13 protein-coding genes are annotated in these 14487 nt (G+C 50.2%); 8 read left to right on the top strand and 5 right to left on the bottom strand.

The genetic code is table 11. The features are described 5' to 3' along the window. Nucleotides 1-340 precede the first annotated feature (340 nt). On the top strand, nucleotides 341-1372 hold the full coding sequence (gene ribD / locus JIN82_RS13580) for a bifunctional diaminohydroxyphosphoribosylaminopyrimidine deaminase/5-amino-6-(5-phosphoribosylamino)uracil reductase RibD (RefSeq protein WP_200312202.1): 1032 nt from the start codon (nucleotides 341-343) through the stop codon (nucleotides 1370-1372). Nucleotides 1373-1506: 134 nt separating this feature from the next. Here ribD and JIN82_RS13575 read toward each other — a convergent pair whose 3' ends face one another. The 3 genes from JIN82_RS13575 to JIN82_RS13565 all read right to left on the bottom strand — a co-directional run bounded on the left by JIN82_RS13575 (nucleotide 1507) and on the right by JIN82_RS13565 (nucleotide 3302). Beyond that, nucleotides 1507-1716 (bottom strand): hypothetical protein, encoded by a 210-nt coding sequence (locus JIN82_RS13575; protein WP_200312201.1) that lies wholly within the window; start codon nucleotides 1714-1716, stop codon nucleotides 1507-1509. A gap of 231 nt (nucleotides 1717-1947) precedes the next feature. Continuing rightward, on the bottom strand, nucleotides 1948-2256 hold the full coding sequence (locus JIN82_RS13570) for a hypothetical protein (RefSeq protein WP_200312200.1): 309 nt from the start codon (nucleotides 2254-2256) through the stop codon (nucleotides 1948-1950). An 836-nt stretch (nucleotides 2257-3092) separates the two neighbouring features. Next, a complete protein-coding gene (locus JIN82_RS13565; RefSeq protein ID WP_200312199.1) occupies nucleotides 3093-3302 on the bottom strand; it encodes a hypothetical protein in 210 nt (69 codons plus the stop codon). Between the two features lie 690 nt (nucleotides 3303-3992). Here JIN82_RS13565 and JIN82_RS13560 point away from each other — a divergent pair. After that, nucleotides 3993-8663: a 2-oxoacid:acceptor oxidoreductase family protein gene (locus JIN82_RS13560; RefSeq protein ID WP_200312198.1), complete on the top strand. Its 4671-nt coding sequence runs from the start codon at nucleotides 3993-3995 to the stop codon at nucleotides 8661-8663. Between the two features lie 181 nt (nucleotides 8664-8844). After that, nucleotides 8845-9249, top strand: coding sequence for an SMI1/KNR4 family protein (locus JIN82_RS13555; protein ID WP_200312197.1), 405 nt, complete (start codon nucleotides 8845-8847; stop codon nucleotides 9247-9249). Between the two features lie 67 nt (nucleotides 9250-9316). Here JIN82_RS13555 and JIN82_RS13550 read toward each other — a convergent pair whose 3' ends face one another. After that, nucleotides 9317-9712, bottom strand: coding sequence for a hypothetical protein (locus JIN82_RS13550; protein WP_200312196.1), 396 nt, complete (start codon nucleotides 9710-9712; stop codon nucleotides 9317-9319). 198 nt (nucleotides 9713-9910) lie between these two features. Here JIN82_RS13550 and JIN82_RS13545 point away from each other — a divergent pair, with 198 nt between their 5' ends. The 3 genes from JIN82_RS13545 (at nucleotide 9911) to JIN82_RS13535 (ending at nucleotide 11050) form a co-directional block, all read left to right on the top strand. After that, on the top strand, nucleotides 9911-10324 hold the full coding sequence (locus JIN82_RS13545) for a hypothetical protein (RefSeq protein WP_200312195.1): 414 nt from the start codon (nucleotides 9911-9913) through the stop codon (nucleotides 10322-10324). A 118-nt stretch (nucleotides 10325-10442) separates the two neighbouring features. Beyond that, nucleotides 10443-10634 carry a type II toxin-antitoxin system HicA family toxin gene (locus JIN82_RS13540; protein ID WP_200312194.1) on the top strand — a complete coding sequence of 64 codons (192 nt, stop codon included), beginning with the start codon at nucleotides 10443-10445 and terminating at the stop codon, nucleotides 10632-10634. Continuing rightward, a complete protein-coding gene (locus JIN82_RS13535; RefSeq protein ID WP_200312193.1) occupies nucleotides 10631-11050 on the top strand; it encodes a helix-turn-helix domain-containing protein in 420 nt (139 codons plus the stop codon). The genes JIN82_RS13540 and JIN82_RS13535 overlap by 4 nt, the downstream gene beginning before the upstream one ends. 5 nt (nucleotides 11051-11055) lie before the next feature. Here the strand turns inward: JIN82_RS13535 and JIN82_RS13530 are convergent, their stop codons facing one another. Then, nucleotides 11056-11511 (bottom strand): TrmH family RNA methyltransferase, encoded by a 456-nt coding sequence (locus tag JIN82_RS13530; RefSeq protein ID WP_200312192.1) that lies wholly within the window; start codon nucleotides 11509-11511, stop codon nucleotides 11056-11058. A 164-nt stretch (nucleotides 11512-11675) separates the two neighbouring features. On the opposite strand from JIN82_RS13530, the gene uppS reads away from it, so the two are divergent. Together uppS and JIN82_RS13520 are read left to right on the top strand one after the other, a co-directional pair. After that, on the top strand, nucleotides 11676-12392 hold the full coding sequence (uppS, locus tag JIN82_RS13525) for an undecaprenyl pyrophosphate synthase (protein WP_200312191.1): 717 nt from the start codon (nucleotides 11676-11678) through the stop codon (nucleotides 12390-12392). After that, a complete protein-coding gene (locus JIN82_RS13520) occupies nucleotides 12392-13771 on the top strand; it encodes a sigma-54-dependent transcriptional regulator (RefSeq protein ID WP_200312190.1) in 1380 nt (459 codons plus the stop codon). Before uppS ends, JIN82_RS13520 begins: the two co-directional genes overlap by 1 nt. Nucleotides 13772-14487: the final 716 nt, after the last annotated feature.

Raw genomic sequence — 14487 nt, 5'->3', positions numbered from 1 at the left:
TTAGTGATAGAGTTTTTTTACCGAGTGATTTGAGTTATTGAGCACAAGTTGTTCGAGAGCTTAATGGATGAATAAATTAATTTTAAAAAATATATCTTCATCTTATAGGTGTGAATAAGTGTGAATAATTCGAGTTCCACGTGATTAGCTCAAGCATTCCACGCATGCAATAACGTGTGAATAATTTAAAGAGCTGAAATCTACAAATCGACCAATTAAGAAAAGTTTATTAACAGTTATCCACAATTCACAACTTACTCACAGCGATATCTGGGTTACTCACATCGGTTTTTACAGCCCTGAGCTTGCTTGAAATAACAGGATTGAGTACAAGAAAGGCATGCATGAGAAGTGGATGAGAATGGCCCTGAACGAGGCGCAAAAAAGCCGCGGCCTGACCAGTCCGAACCCAAATGTGGGTGCGGTGATCGTCAAACAGGGCGAAATTCTGGGGCGCGGTGTGCACCGAAAAGCTGGGCTTCCGCATGGCGAGCGCGAGGCGATTGCCGATGCTTTGACTCGTCATTCGGCTGATGAATTACGTGGATCTACTATTTATGTGACGCTGGAGCCGTGCTCCACCCAGGGCAGAACGCCAGCTTGTGTGCAGGGGATTCTAGAAATGGGCATTTCCAGCGTGGTTTATGGTGCGGTGGACCCAAATCCCGAGCATGCAGGGCGCGCGGATGGAATTTTGCAGGCTCAAGGTGTTGAAGTGACGGCTGGCGTGCTGGCTGAGCAGTGTGAATACGAACATCGTGGGTTTTTCAAGCGCATGCGCAGTGGCCGACCGTGGGTGATTGCTAAATCAGCCATGAGTCTGGATGGCAAAATCACCCGACCAGCTGGTGAAGGGCAGTGGCTAACTGGAGCTGAAGCGCGCGCTGAAGTGCAAAATATTCGCTGTGAGAGTGACGCGATTATTACTGGCGGAAATACAGTTAGGGCTGATGATCCCGCACTAACATTGCGTGGTGAAAATGTTCCAGCTGGAAAAATTCAACCATGGCGTGTGGTGATGACGCGTAGTGATGCTAGATTTTTGCCAAACTCGGCTAAGCTATTTAATGATGAATTTAGCGATCGAACCCTAGTCTATCAGAATGAATCGCCAGCTAGTGTTCTTAAGCAGCTGGCGGAGATGGATTGTAATGTAGTCATGCTAGAGTGCGGGGGAGTTCTGCTAGGCGAGTTTGTGAAAGCTGGATTGGTGGATGAATGTGTATTCTTTTATGCTCCAATGATTTGCGGTGGATCTAAAGATGGCGTGGGCGATGGGGATATGCAGCTGGCTAATAGCCTGCACATGAAAAATCCACAATGGAGCCAGCTGGGTAATGATCTCATGGTGCGCGGTGAGGTGAATTGTTAGGGTTGATTGCTCACACTCTGTTAGTTCCTGTTTGTGTTCTGGATTTGTTTTGTTTGAGTGTAAATTTCACCCTAACTGGATCTCACCAGCTAGGGTGACGATGGACTAACTATAGATATTAGAGAGCTTGTTTGTTAGTTTAAGTTAAACCTCATGCCTTCATAGGGTGACCACGACCTGCAGTTGCATAATGGAATAGGGTAGGTGACTCCATTGTTAGTGAACCAAGTGTAGTGCATCTTTTGTGCAGAATTGGTGAGCGCTTTGAGCGACTGAGCACGCTGGTCAAAGTCAGTCGAAGGAACTTGTTTTTGTGCTTTGGGGGATTTTTTCTTTTTGTCCATGGGGTGGGGGAGTTTGGCTGATTACATTGTATCAATGGGCGTGCCAAGTTTGTGCCAGCCAGCTGGAAGCATTATAGAATATAGGAAAATTGTGAACTTGTGAGATTTTGCTCCATCCATGCATGGCTGAATGTCTGTAACAATTACAGGTATTGTCTGAGTCAGATGGTAATTTTTACCAGCTGGCTGAGCAATAGAATGAGCCTATCAGATACGCATGTCTGATAGATATTATTGCTGCTCAGTTAGCGTCTGTTGCAAATTAGTTATCCGTGAAGAGACTTCTATAGGCAGCTCGTGTGGCCAAGTTGATAGATCCCATGAACGACCTGAACCATCTGGGAGGATTTCGTAAATAAATGACCGGTCTTTGCCGTTGTAGGACCAAACTTTGCCAGTGCTGTCTACATAGGAGAAAAAGCCTCTGTGGTTAGTCCATGAGGAGGGGGAGATAGAAGATGACGTTTTAGATGAGATAAATCCCCAATCATATCCTGATAGCTGTCTCTCAATTGATAGCCCTGGCTCATCATCAGTCATTGAAATAGTGATTCTTCCTCTATCTATGGAGATGGATCCATATTCAGTGAGTAGATTCGGCTCTGATCGTGTAAAATAGAATGTAGCAGCTAAGACAACAGCGATTAATAGAGTGATGATTATGGCTATAAATTTTCTGTTCATGTTGATTCTAATTTATGAATGTTAGGGGTGTTTGAATCCGGCGCATAAGTCATTTAACGTTTTTATTTTGCCGCCCAGTGATAATTGTTAGTCCGATGAGTGCGGAGCATGAATTAATTACCTAACGAGTCAATTTGATAGTTAGGTTTTAATCTCTTCTATCAGATTTGATTGTTTTCCAATTTAGTGGGTGCGTTTTCCATTTCCCCTCCGTGGAATCATGGATGTTGCTGGCTGACCACGGGTTGCACTCGCTGAGCTCGTTGACCCGCGGCTAAATTATTGTTAGATCTGCGGGCTGGGTGGAAGGGTGAGTTTTGAAGAGAGAAGAGTGAGTTGCAAACTGATGAAACTTAGCTAGCTGGCTGGATTGGTATAGAGATGGTTGCAGGCGAGGCGGAGCTGGCTGGAAGCTAAAAGCGGTGCTAAAGCACACGCAGTCTAGATGGCTCAGCTAGATTTCACGAGTGCACCTTAGGCCGCAAGCCGGACCTGCAACGAAGTGGATCTGAAGCGCAGCGACCTTAGGCCGCAGGCCGAACCTTTCATCTGGTACTTTGTGGGAAAACAAAACCCTCTGGCTGGGGGGATCCGGCCAGAGGGAATTTTGTTTGCTATGGGGTCGTGGGGGTTACTTTGGGGGTTACTTTGGGGGTTACTTTGGGGGTTACTTTGGGGGTTTTGCGGTTGGTTTAATTGTAGCTCAGCTGGGTAGATTGATCAGCTGGCCAGTATTTACGGTTAGTGAGTGGGATGGGGTAGGTGACGCCCTTGTGGGTGAACCATGTGTAGAGAGGTTTTTTTTCAGCTGGGGTGAATTCTTGGAGTGATTTTGAGCGTTGGTCGAAGTTGGTGGTGGTGATGACTGATGAAGTGTTGTTGGTTTGTTTGATACGGTTCATGGGAGTGGAGGGGTTGGTTATGCCAATTAAGTATCAATGAGCGTGCCAAGTAGCTGGGTGATCTGGATGAAGCTATATAGAATATAGGAAAATTAGTTTTTCTAGCTGGCTGGAGGGATTGGACCATCTGGCGGCTATCCTGTCATTTTTACCGATTCGGTAAGATTTTCCGGTAATTTTTACAGTCGTAGCTAGCTGTTGCCAGCTTGGCTGGCGTGACTATGGCGAGCGCGTGAGCTGAGCTGGCTTGTGGGCTGGGGATGGGAAATCGCGCATGGTTTTGATGTCTCTTTATGGCTGGGGTGGTTTTTTTTTGCGCATGCCGCGGCTGATGCTCGCTGGGCGGGTTTTGCCAGGGATTTCTAGCTAGCTGGTGAGTTCTGCTGAGGATTTTTGTATTTTGCGACGTGGTAAATTTGTGTTGTGGAAATGTGTCGCGATCTTACAGGTGTATGCTCACCTCGCTGATGTTGTTAGTTTTGTGGTATTTTTTGCCAGCTGTGGAAAGCAAGATATGCGTTGTTATTACTTGTAGTTCAAGGCGGTCGGCGAGCATAGAACATGCGTATGTCTATGGTAGAAATTGCGAAGCTATGTGCACCATGTGCATGGCTAGAATATGCAAAGGATGCTATGTTGCACTGTCTATAAATATACATTAAATCTTTATAGATTTACTTTGAAAGACTTATGCAAAACTCGAAGCAACCCATAACCAACGCACCTAAATACCCAGGTGAGCCAATCGCATGTAATGGCAACCAGCTAGTAGCCATGCATGTGGAGTCCCGCATTACTGACGGGGGCATTTTTTATCCTATTACTCCATCTACTGAGGGTGGTGAGCTCTACCAACAATCATGGGCTCAAGGAAAACTGAACGTTTTCGGCCAACAGAAGATCGCTGTTGAAACTGAAGGTGAGCACGCAGCCCAAGGTGGTGCGACTGCCTTTGCGGTTACTGGTCGCCGTGCGGTGAACTTTACATCGGGCCAAGGTATCGCCTACGCGATGGAGCAGTACTACCACGCTCCAGGAAAACTTTCTACTATGGTTCTCCAGGTAGGTGCTCGTGCGCTGACCAAACACGCACTTAACGTGCACTGTGGTCACGACGACATTTACTCAGCGATGGACACTGGCTGGATCATGCTAGCTGGTAAAGATGCTCAGCAGGCAGCTGACCAAGGCATCATCTTGCGCAAGGTGTGTGAGCAAGCGCTCAACCCAGGCATGAACATCCAGGACGGTATGCTGACAACACACGCCGAGCGTGTATTCCTGCGTCCTGAAGCAGATCTTCTGCGTGAGTTCTTAGGAGCTCCTGACGACAGAATCGAATGTCCAACACCAGCTCAGAAAGAGCTCTTTGGTGAGACACGTCGTCGTGTACCTAAGATGATCGACATCAACAACCCAGTGCTTCTTGGCCCTGTGGAAAACCAAGAGCATCACATGAATGGTGTGGTTGCTCGCCGTGATTGTTTCACAGAGGCGATTCCTGGTTTCCTTGAGGCAGCTTACAAAGAGTTCGCTGAGCTGACTGGCCGTGAGTACGGATTTGTTTCCAAGTACAGAACGGAAGATGCTGACACTGTATTTATTTCTATCGGTTGTGCTGCTGAGAACATCGAGGCGGTTTGTGACCACCTGCGTGAAACTCGCGGCGACAAAGTAGGCTCACTGCACGTGAACGTGATTCGTCCGTTCCCAGAAGAAGCTATCATCGAAGCCATCCGTGGCAAGAAAACCATCATCGTGCTCGAGCGTACTGACGAGAGCATGGCTGGTGATAACCCACTCGCTCGCGACATCCGTGGTGCGATTGGCAAATCACGTGATTCACGTCAGTGGAGCGGCAACGTTCCTGCGATGGAGCCAGAAGAAGTACCACGTATGTTCCGTGGTGTTTACGGCATTGGTTCACGCGATTTCCGCCCTGAGCACATCATTGGTGCTTACGAATTCAGCCAGAACATGACCGCCCGTAAGGACGGCAAGAAAGCTGAAGACGGCAAAACATTCTTCACCCTCGGTGTGGATCACAAATACGCAGTGAAGAGTGAGGAAACTCCATCACTCCTGCCAGAAGGATCTATCGCTGTACGTTTCCACTCAATTGGTGGCTGGGGCATGATTACTACAGGTAAAAACCTTGGTAGCATCCTCGGTGAATTTGGCCAGCTGCTGGACAAAAAGAGCCCACGCATTGACCCAGAGACTGGTGAGCAAATCCCAACTCTGCAGATTGCGGCGAACCCGAAATACGGTTCTGAGAAAAAAGGATCTCCAACCAACTACTTCTTGGTAGTGGCGCAAGACCGTGTGCGTGTAAACTGCGAGCTCAACCACGTTGACGTGGTGCTCTGCTGTGACCCGAAAGCATTCACTCACACCAACCCACTGGAAGGCATCAACCCAGGTGGTTGCCTCGTTTGGGAATCTGACGAAGATCCAGTAGACGCATGGAACCGTATTCCTAAGAAATACCGTCAGTGGATCCTCGATAACAAGATCCGCGTATTCATCCTGCCAGGATTTGATATTGCGAGAAATGCGACACCACGTCCAGATCTCCAGCTGCGTATGCAAGGTAATGCCTTCCTCGGCGCCTTCTTCCGCGTTTCTTCATTCCTGCAGGACAACGAGATCTGCGAAGACACCTTCAAGAATACCGTACGCAAGCAGTACAATAAGAAGTTTGGTCGCTTTGGTGACGCTGTTGTTGAGTCCAACATGACCGTGATGACTGAAGGATTTGCCCGCGTGCAAGAAGTTCCTTACGGCGTAGTTGAAGCCGAAGACGGTTCATCAATGCGCCTGCCAGCTCTGGAAGCAATCACCTCAGCATGTGGTGCCTGCGCGATGCCAGCTGAGCAGAAAGAACGTTACCCAATCCACACACTGGAGAAGTTCGACAGCGAATTCCGCGCTGGTTACGGTTACCATCAGCCAGCTGGAGCACTCGCTTCTGTAGGTGCAATGGCAGCTGGAACAGGTGCGACCAACAGCAAGTATGTAGCTCGCCGCCGCACACCAGTTTACATCGCTGAGAATTGTACTCAGTGTATGGAGTGTATCACTGCCTGCCCAGATACTGCGCTGCCAAACACCGCTCAAGATGTAGAAACTATCCTGCGCACTGCAGTAAATAACTACGTTTCTAGCACTGACGACCGTGATGCGCTTCTCGCTCACGTTCCAGGTATCGAAGAACGCGCCCGTGCTCGCATGGTTGCCGCTATCGAAGCTAAAGACGGCACACCATTCAAAGAGATCATCAAAGATGAAGTGGTCCAGCTGAATGGCGCTGTTTCTCAAGAAGGTAAAGACCAGTTGTTCGAGATCCTCGACGTGGTGCCAGTAGCCTACAACAAGGTGACTGCTATCTTCCGTGGTAAGGAGAAGAAAGAAGCCGGTTCCGGTGGTGTATTCTCCATCTTCGTTTCTGACCTCTGTAAAGGTTGTGGCGAGTGTGTTGAGCAATGTGGTGATCACGGCGCTCTGGTCATGGTGGACGATACGCCTGAGCTGAACCAGACACTACAGTCTGCTCAGAACTTCTCACGCCTGCTGCCTGATACACCTAGCAAGTACCTCGGATTCTACGATAACGATGCTCCAGAAAACAGCCGTACCGCTGCGCTGCGTAACCACCTCATGGTGCGCCGCAACTACGAAGCTCTAGTATCCGGTGACGGTGCTTGTGCTGGCTGTGGTGAGAAATCAATCCTGCGTGCGCTGGCTTCAGTCACTGAAGCTTACATGCGCCCGATGTACCACAAGAAGTCTGACCGCCTGAGCGAGAAGGCTGACAAGATCGAAACCAAAGGTGCTGCCTTCCTGACTGCACTGAAGGAAAAAGATGAAGCTCAGTACCAGCTCTACAAGCGTGCCGTTGCTCACGTAGTGATGGGTCTTGGTGGTGAAGATGATGCCGATACCGACCATCGTCTCGCCCAGAATGGCATCATTGATGACAACGACCTGATCAGCGCCATCGTTTCTGTAATGCGCGTCGACGCCTTTAACCATAAGAAGCTGCAAAGCATCGATGGACGTATGGCAAATGGTATGTCTGTGATGATGATGGGTGCCAATACTGGCTGTAACTCCGTATACGGATCTACACCTCCATCAAACCCACACCCATACCCTTGGATGAACTCACTCTTCCAAGACGGTCCAAGTATCTCATGGCTGATGGGTGAATCACTCATCCTGCGCCACGCTCGCCGTTCAGTTGCTCCTGAGCGCATTGCTGACGCCCTGCTTGGCTTCGCTGCTGATGCAGACGCAATGGTCATGGATGATGCTCGTTACTTCCAGCTGACTCACCTCAACGACTCAATGATGAGCGCTCAAGAACTTCGCGAGCTGCCTAAAGTTTGGTGTGTTGGTGGTGACGGAGCGCTTGGTGACATCGGCTTCCAGAACCTCTCTAAGGCAGTGCTGCAAGGCCGTCCGAACGTGAAGTTCCTCATGCTCGATACACAGGTGTACTCCAACACTGGTGGCCAAAACTCAGACTCATCATTCATGCCTGGTGGTTATGATATGAACCAGCTGGGTGATGCAACTCAAGGTAAGATGACCGAGCGTAAGTCAGTTTCTGACATCCTCACATCTGGCCACGGTTCACCATTCGTTGCTCAGGTTTCTATTGCCAACTCAGCTAAGCTGTATCAGGCAATCCTCGACGGTCTTGAGTACCGCGGAGCAGCCTTCTACCAGTGCTTCACATCATGCCAGCCAGAACACGGCATCGGTGATGATATGTCCGCTGTACAGGCTAAGCTATCACGCGATTGTCGCGCGATGCCTGAGTTTACCTTCAACGGTACTAAGGGTGAAACTCACCAAGAGTGCTTTGACCTCAAGGGCAACCCAAATACCAATCGCGATTGGCAGATGGTGCGCTCCAAGCTGGAAAAAGGCATGATCTATCCTTACACCACAGCTCACTGGGCCACTACAGAAGCTCGCTTCCGCCTGCACATCAAGCGCTCAAACGCTGATGAAGCTAAGAAGCTGATCCCAATGGAGAACTTGCTCCAACTGCTTACTCAGCAGGACATCGCACAGTTCAACTTTGTGAACCCAGAGCATCATGCCTACGTGCCTGATTTTGGTACTTACATCCGCACTGAGCACAACGGCAAAGAAGCCTTCTTTATTCTTAGCCGCCAGCTGGTGCTGTTCTGTATCGAACGCCGTAAGTCATGGCGCATGCTGCAGTCAAAAGCCGGAATTGAGAACTCCGACTACCTGCTCCAGAAGCAGCTGATTGAAAAAATTTCTTCAGGCGAGGTAACTCGTGAAGACGTTTACAGCAAGGGAACAGATGTCCTTAATGATTAGGATTTTAACCAAATAAATTTCTCGAAGCTACGAGATGCATAAGCGGGCACTGGCTCTCCTTTGTGGGGGCCAGTGCTTTTTATTTCTAGCTATGAGGGGGAATGGATGCTAGTGCTTAAGGTGATAAACGAACGTATTACTTTCTGTTTAACTCTAACCATCTACCATTTTGTATTCAATTATGACGACGATTACCCCTATTGATTTGAAGTTCATCGAAGAGGCTGAGTTTGACCTCGGTATAAAATTTCCTGTCGCCTATCGGCGAAAAATGATGCGCCATAATGGTGGCTCTGTGCTGCTCAAGTCCGAGTGCTACCAGCTGCATCCATTTCTAGATTCTTCAGATGAATGCAGTACCCAAAATACCAGCCAGAGTGTCGTTCGCCAGACTCAGCTGGAGCGCCTAGCGCAGAAACTTCCTGATGATATCATTGTCATTGGCCGCTCAGATGAAGGTCACTTGTTAGTCCTCTTGATGATGGGCACAGGCAATGTGGACGAGCGCGTATTCTGGTTTGATATCAATAGCCGTGAGCTAGGTGTGGCTGCTAACGAGTTTTCTGAACTTAACCTGATAGGGTAAAAAAAATGAGAGCTCAGATGAGCTCTCAAGAATACAGACTAGCTGTGGATAGGGGGATTTTTATCTCTTACCAGCTATAGCTGATAGATCCACTGCGTCCGTAGAAGTTTACACTGCCGCTGCTAGGTTTGTAGTAGCCGCCGTTGTTGTATGCACCGTGACGGCTTGGTCTGCTAGATCCGCAATGACTGCGCTGAGGTCTAACTGGTCTGCAGTGGCTGCGGCATGAATGGTTTACTGGCTGAGCGTAGTAGCGGTAAACTGGTGACCCACAGCGCTGGTAGTGGCTAACGACACGCTTGGTGTAGATCTTGCATCCACATGCGGTATGCCCGCTAACATAGGTGTGAGATTTCTGATGTCCATGGCCACCGTGACCGTGTGGGCGAGCATCCAGTCCGCTAGTTGAAAGTCCAAATAAAGCTGTGCAAACAAGGCCGATAGATAAGATCATTTTTTTCATAGTATTGATGATTGAGTTCACCGAGTTCGACTCAGCTCCAGCTGGATCTATTTAAAAAAATGTAAAAGAATTTGTGATGAGCTAGTCATGTCTAGCTGGCCTAGTAGCTGGGAATGCCTGTAGCTACCTTACTTAGACGATCATTTGTATGACTAAAATACCTCCCCAGCTGGAAAATGAGATGCTAATAACTCATGCATGATAAGCCAGTTATTGAGCTGTTCAAAGTTAGGCCTGTTAGCAGGGTGTGTATTTTTGGTTTCTTGTGCCAGCGAGCAATCCGTTAGCAAACTGCCGAGCCCAAATAAAGTTTCAGAAAATCCAGCTGCTCAGCAAAAGTACCGCGCGGCGGTGCAAGATTTCGAAATGATCAAAGCTGACCAGGAGCCGATCAATAGCCAGCGCGTAGAGCAGCTCTACGATGGCGGTACACGCAATTATTACGGCGAGGGGTATGTGATTACCAAACACAGCCAGCTGGAGCTCAACGAGGGTGTGCGTGGATTCTGGAAAGGAACCACTATCACCATGAACCGCAGCATCACGGGTGGGCGGCCAATAACTTATTCCACCCGCGCATTTCATGCCGACGGCGTGATTCCTATTTATTAATAGACGCTGGCGAGGCTGAGCAATTTCCCAGCTGGCTCACTCTATTTGGTGCCATGTGCTTGATGTACCCGTTAAGGGTATTTTCTTGCGATGGTGCCCGTTTGGGGTACATTCGCCTATGCCGAGAAAGATCAGCCAGCTGATTAAGGAGCTTAAGAAAAACGGCTTTGAAAATCGTGGCGGGAAAGGATCGCATCGTAACTTCGTCAAAGGTATGGAATTAGTGACGATCTCAGGCAAAGATGGCGATGATGCTAAGCATTATCAGGAGAAGCTAGTGAAGCAGGCGATCGAAAGGAGCAAAAAATGAAGAAGCCAGATTACATCAAGCTAGTGAGGTGGAGCGATGAGGACCAATGTTTCATTGGCTCAATTCCTGACCTTTGTGGTGATTGCTGTGACGGAGAGTCGCAAAAGGAGGTCTATCTTCAGCTACTTGACATCGAAGGCGGGTGGATTGAGGCTTTTGATAAGGAAGGAAAAGAATACCCACCAGCTCGAGTTTTCCCCTACAAAAAGCTCTCGGCAGTGGCCGGCTGTGAGCTCCAGGCTGATAAAATCCGCTTATCGCTGGGTTTGACTCAAACTGAGTTTGCTGAGGTATTGAAGGTGCCTGTCAAAACTTTACGAAAATGGGAGCAGGGCGAAACCTCTCCTAGCGGCGCAGCTCAGTCATTGCTGAAGATTGCCGCTGTGAAGCCTGAGTTATTGCTGCAGGCATTATAAATGAGCTAGCTGGAAACTTGGCGCATGCCCTCAAAGAGCACGATGGCAATGGCGGTGCTCAGGTTGAGGCTGCGGGTTGAGTTTTCCTGCATGGGGATGGTCAGGCAGCGGTCTGGGTTGGCGTGCAAGATTGGCTCGGGCAGACCACGGGTTTCGCAGCCAAAGACGAGGTAGTCACCTTTTTCAAATTGGTGGTCCCAGTGCGCGTGTTTGGTTTTTGTCGTCAGATAGAATAGCCGCGACTCAGCTGGCAGGTTCTCGAGAAAATTCTCCCAGCTCGGCCACACGTGCAGGTCCACTTCTTTCCAGTAGTCGAGGCCAGCGCGGCGCACGGCTTTTTCATCCAATGAGAACCCGAGCGGCTCGATGAGGTGCAGGGTGGCTCCAGTGGCTAGGCTGAGGCGTCCAGCAGCGCCGGCATTGTGGGGGATCTCTGGGTTGTGAAGCACGATTTGGAACATCTTGCGCTGGTCATAGCCAAAATTCACCCCTCTGACCAAGGGGAAATTTTTCCCCAGCTACTTGCTAGGTGTTTCAGCTGACTGGCAAATTGGCTGAAAATTGAAGGTATCTTTTCTAGGGGATTGACTAATCTGTTCAGATTTGGCTTCCTGCCGCAGAGCAAATGAGTGAGTTAAACAGCAACGTACCGCGCCATATTGCCGTCATTATGGATGGCAACGGACGCTGGGCCAACGAACGTGGACTTCCGCGTCGCGATGGTCATCGGGCGGGTGCGGAATCAGTGCGCGAGGCGGTAGACGCATGCCGTGAGCTGGGAGTTGAATACCTCACCTTGTATGCTTTTTCTTCAGAAAACTGGAAGCGACCAAAGGCTGAGGTGGAAGCACTCATGAGCCTGCTGGAAAAATTTCTCAAAGACAAACTGCCTGAAATGCTCAAGCAGAACGTCAGGCTACACGCCATCGGCCAGCTGGATAGGCTGCCCGCCAAGTGCCGCAAGCAGATTGATAAATCAATCAACAAAACTGCTAGCAATACTGGTCTCAATCTCGTGCTCGCATTGTCATACGGTGCGCGTGAGGAAATTGTGGATGCCGCCAAGCAGCTAGCGCAAAAGGTAGCTGACGGTGAGCTGGCGCCTGAGCAAATTGACAACCAGCTCTTTGCTAGCCACCTTTACACTGCCGATTTCCCAGATCCAGATCTGATGATCCGCACCTCTGGTGAACTCAGAGTTTCTAACTTTCTCCTCTGGCAGATCAGCTATGCCGAGCTGGTAATCAGCCAGAAATTCTGGCCCGACTTCCGCGCAGCTGACATGCACGCGGCAGTGGCTGAGTACGGCAAAAGAAATCGCCGATTTGGCGAGCTAAAATAATGAGCGAAATAGCCGAACAGACCATTTTACTAGTAGATACTGATCTCGATTACCTAGACTGGGCCACTCGCCATCTAGAAGCCCCTGGGATCAGAATTCTGCGCACAGACCACGCTGAAAAAGCCATCAAAGTGGTGGAAAAAACTGAGATCGACCTCGTCATTGCCGACCTCGTTCTGCAGCCCATCGACGGCATCAAAATGATGGGGCGCGTGCGTGCCATCAACCCAGATCTGCTCGTCATCCTCACCGGCGGCTTCCCCAGCACTGGCCAGATCATCGAAGCCACCCAGCAGGGCGCTCACGATATCCTGCGCAAGGAATCACTCACCTTTGAGCTTCGTCCCGTTGTAGAGGCCGCATTGTCCACCGTAGACAGCCGCAAGACGGCGGGAAATACCAAAGCCAAAGATGAAGCTCCAGCTACCGACCATCGTGTGAAGATGATTGGTAACTCCAAAGCACTGCAGGATGTTTTCAAAGTCGTCGGACGCGTTGCCCGTACCGATGTGCCCGTGCTCGTCACCGGCGAGAGTGGCACCGGCAAAGAGCTCGTCTCACACGCCATTCACGAATACAGCCCGCGTTGTAAAAATGAAATGCTCGTGATCAACTGCGGCGCCATCCCAGAAAACTTGCTCGAAAGCGAACTCTTCGGTCACGAAAAAGGATCATTCACCGGCGCCTCTGCGCGCCGCGCTGGACGCTTCGAACAATGTGACGGCGGCACACTCTTCCTCGACGAAATCGGCGACATGCCAGCCTCCGTGCAGGTAAAACTGCTGCGTGTGCTGCAAGATGGCACCTTCTCGCGTGTCGGTAGCAACGAGACCCAACAAAGTGACGTGCGCATCGTTGCCGCTACTAACAAAGATCTCGCCCAAGAAGTCGCTGATGGAAATTTCCGCGAAGACCTCTACTACCGCCTCAATGTGGTAGAAATTCACCTGCCACCACTGCGCGATCGCCGCGAAGATGTCCCGCTTCTAGCAGACTTCTTCCTGCGCATCATTACCCGTAGAAATGGCATGGCTAGACTCCGCCTAACCGGTGAGGCCAAAGACATGCTGCAGGCACATAGCTGGCCAGGCAATGTGCGTGAGCTGGAAAATACCATCGCCCGCGCCTGTGCTCTCGCCAGCTCAGATGTTCTCCTTCCAGAAGACATTCCGCTGGCGAAGTCAGCGTTAGACGTCAAGCGCGACCTCACCAAGGTCATTGACCAAGTCATCGCCGCCTCAGACGACGATGAAAACGTGCTCGAGTGGGTCACCCACCAGCTGGCTAACCGTGCTCTAGAGCGCTGCTCTAGCGATCCTAAAGCCGCCGCCAAAATGCTTGGCATCAGCAAGGAAGAGCTCAAGCCACTTCTCAAGTAAGCCGCCCAGCAAAGCGATGTCGCGCCTGCTGGGATGGTGCATCTAGCTAGATGGTCTAACGAAGACTTGTGACACGCCCTCTCAGCCACTCACGCAGCCACGCTCGCTCGCTAAAAAGCAGCGTCAGTGGCCAGCTAGCATAGTGGTCTAGCTGGCTTTGTGTCTAGCTGGGTTTGTATCTAGCTGGGTTTGTATCTAGCTGGCTTTGTATCTAGCTGGGTTTGTATCTAGCTGGCTTTGTATCTAGCTGGCTTTGTATCTAGCTGGGTTCACGTGTGGCTGGGTTCACGTGTGGCTGGGTTCACGTGTGGCTGGGTTCACGTGTGGCTGGGTTTGTCTCTAGCTGGGTTTGTCTCTAGCTGGGTTTGTCTCTAGCTGGGTTTGTCTCTAGCTGGGTTTGTCTCTAGCTGGGTTCAGGTGTGGCTGGGTTCAGGTGTGGCTGGGTTCACGTGTGGCTGGGCATGCTGGCAAACCCGGAGGGTTTCAAGACTTTAGCCGCGGGTAAGCGAGCCCAGCGAGCGCCACCCGTGGTGAGCCACCCAGAGCTAATGATCTACCGAAGGTAGAAAGGAATCGTTAGCGGACGTTAGGCTTTTCGTTATCACCCTGCGTAGCCGTCTGCTGGACACAGGTAAATAACCCGCGGTACTCAGCTGGCTCGTCGCCTCCATTGATCATGACCGCGGTAGCCTTTCCAGCTGGGAGCTGCTGCTGGG

Source organism: Persicirhabdus sediminis (assembly GCF_016595495.1).
GTDB lineage: Bacteria > Verrucomicrobiota > Verrucomicrobiia > Verrucomicrobiales > Akkermansiaceae > Persicirhabdus > Persicirhabdus sediminis.
This window is presented reverse-complemented; position numbering and strand designations above follow the sequence as displayed.

Bases quoted from the DNA above. Each gene is read 5' to 3' on its own strand.
- ribD (WP_200312202.1), top strand. From the start codon at position 341: ATGCATGAGAAGTGGATGAGAATGGCCCTGAACGAGGCGCAAAAAAGC.
- JIN82_RS13575 (WP_200312201.1), bottom strand. From the start codon at position 1,716: ATGGACAAAAAGAAAAAATCCCCCAAAGCACAAAAACAAGTTCCTTCG.
- JIN82_RS13570 (WP_200312200.1), bottom strand. From the start codon at position 2,256: ATGACTGATGATGAGCCAGGGCTATCAATTGAGAGACAGCTATCAGGA.
- JIN82_RS13565 (WP_200312199.1), bottom strand. From the start codon at position 3,302: ATGAACCGTATCAAACAAACCAACAACACTTCATCAGTCATCACCACC.
- JIN82_RS13560 (WP_200312198.1), top strand. From the start codon at position 3,993: ATGCAAAACTCGAAGCAACCCATAACCAACGCACCTAAATACCCAGGT.
- JIN82_RS13555 (WP_200312197.1), top strand. From the start codon at position 8,845: ATGACGACGATTACCCCTATTGATTTGAAGTTCATCGAAGAGGCTGAG.
- JIN82_RS13550 (WP_200312196.1), bottom strand. From the start codon at position 9,712: ATGAAAAAAATGATCTTATCTATCGGCCTTGTTTGCACAGCTTTATTT.
- JIN82_RS13545 (WP_200312195.1), top strand. From the start codon at position 9,911: ATGATAAGCCAGTTATTGAGCTGTTCAAAGTTAGGCCTGTTAGCAGGG.
- JIN82_RS13540 (WP_200312194.1), top strand. From the start codon at position 10,443: ATGCCGAGAAAGATCAGCCAGCTGATTAAGGAGCTTAAGAAAAACGGC.
- JIN82_RS13535 (WP_200312193.1), top strand. From the start codon at position 10,631: ATGAAGAAGCCAGATTACATCAAGCTAGTGAGGTGGAGCGATGAGGAC.
- JIN82_RS13530 (WP_200312192.1), bottom strand. From the start codon at position 11,511: ATGTTCCAAATCGTGCTTCACAACCCAGAGATCCCCCACAATGCCGGC.
- uppS (WP_200312191.1), top strand. From the start codon at position 11,676: ATGAGTGAGTTAAACAGCAACGTACCGCGCCATATTGCCGTCATTATG.
- JIN82_RS13520 (WP_200312190.1), top strand. From the start codon at position 12,392: ATGAGCGAAATAGCCGAACAGACCATTTTACTAGTAGATACTGATCTC.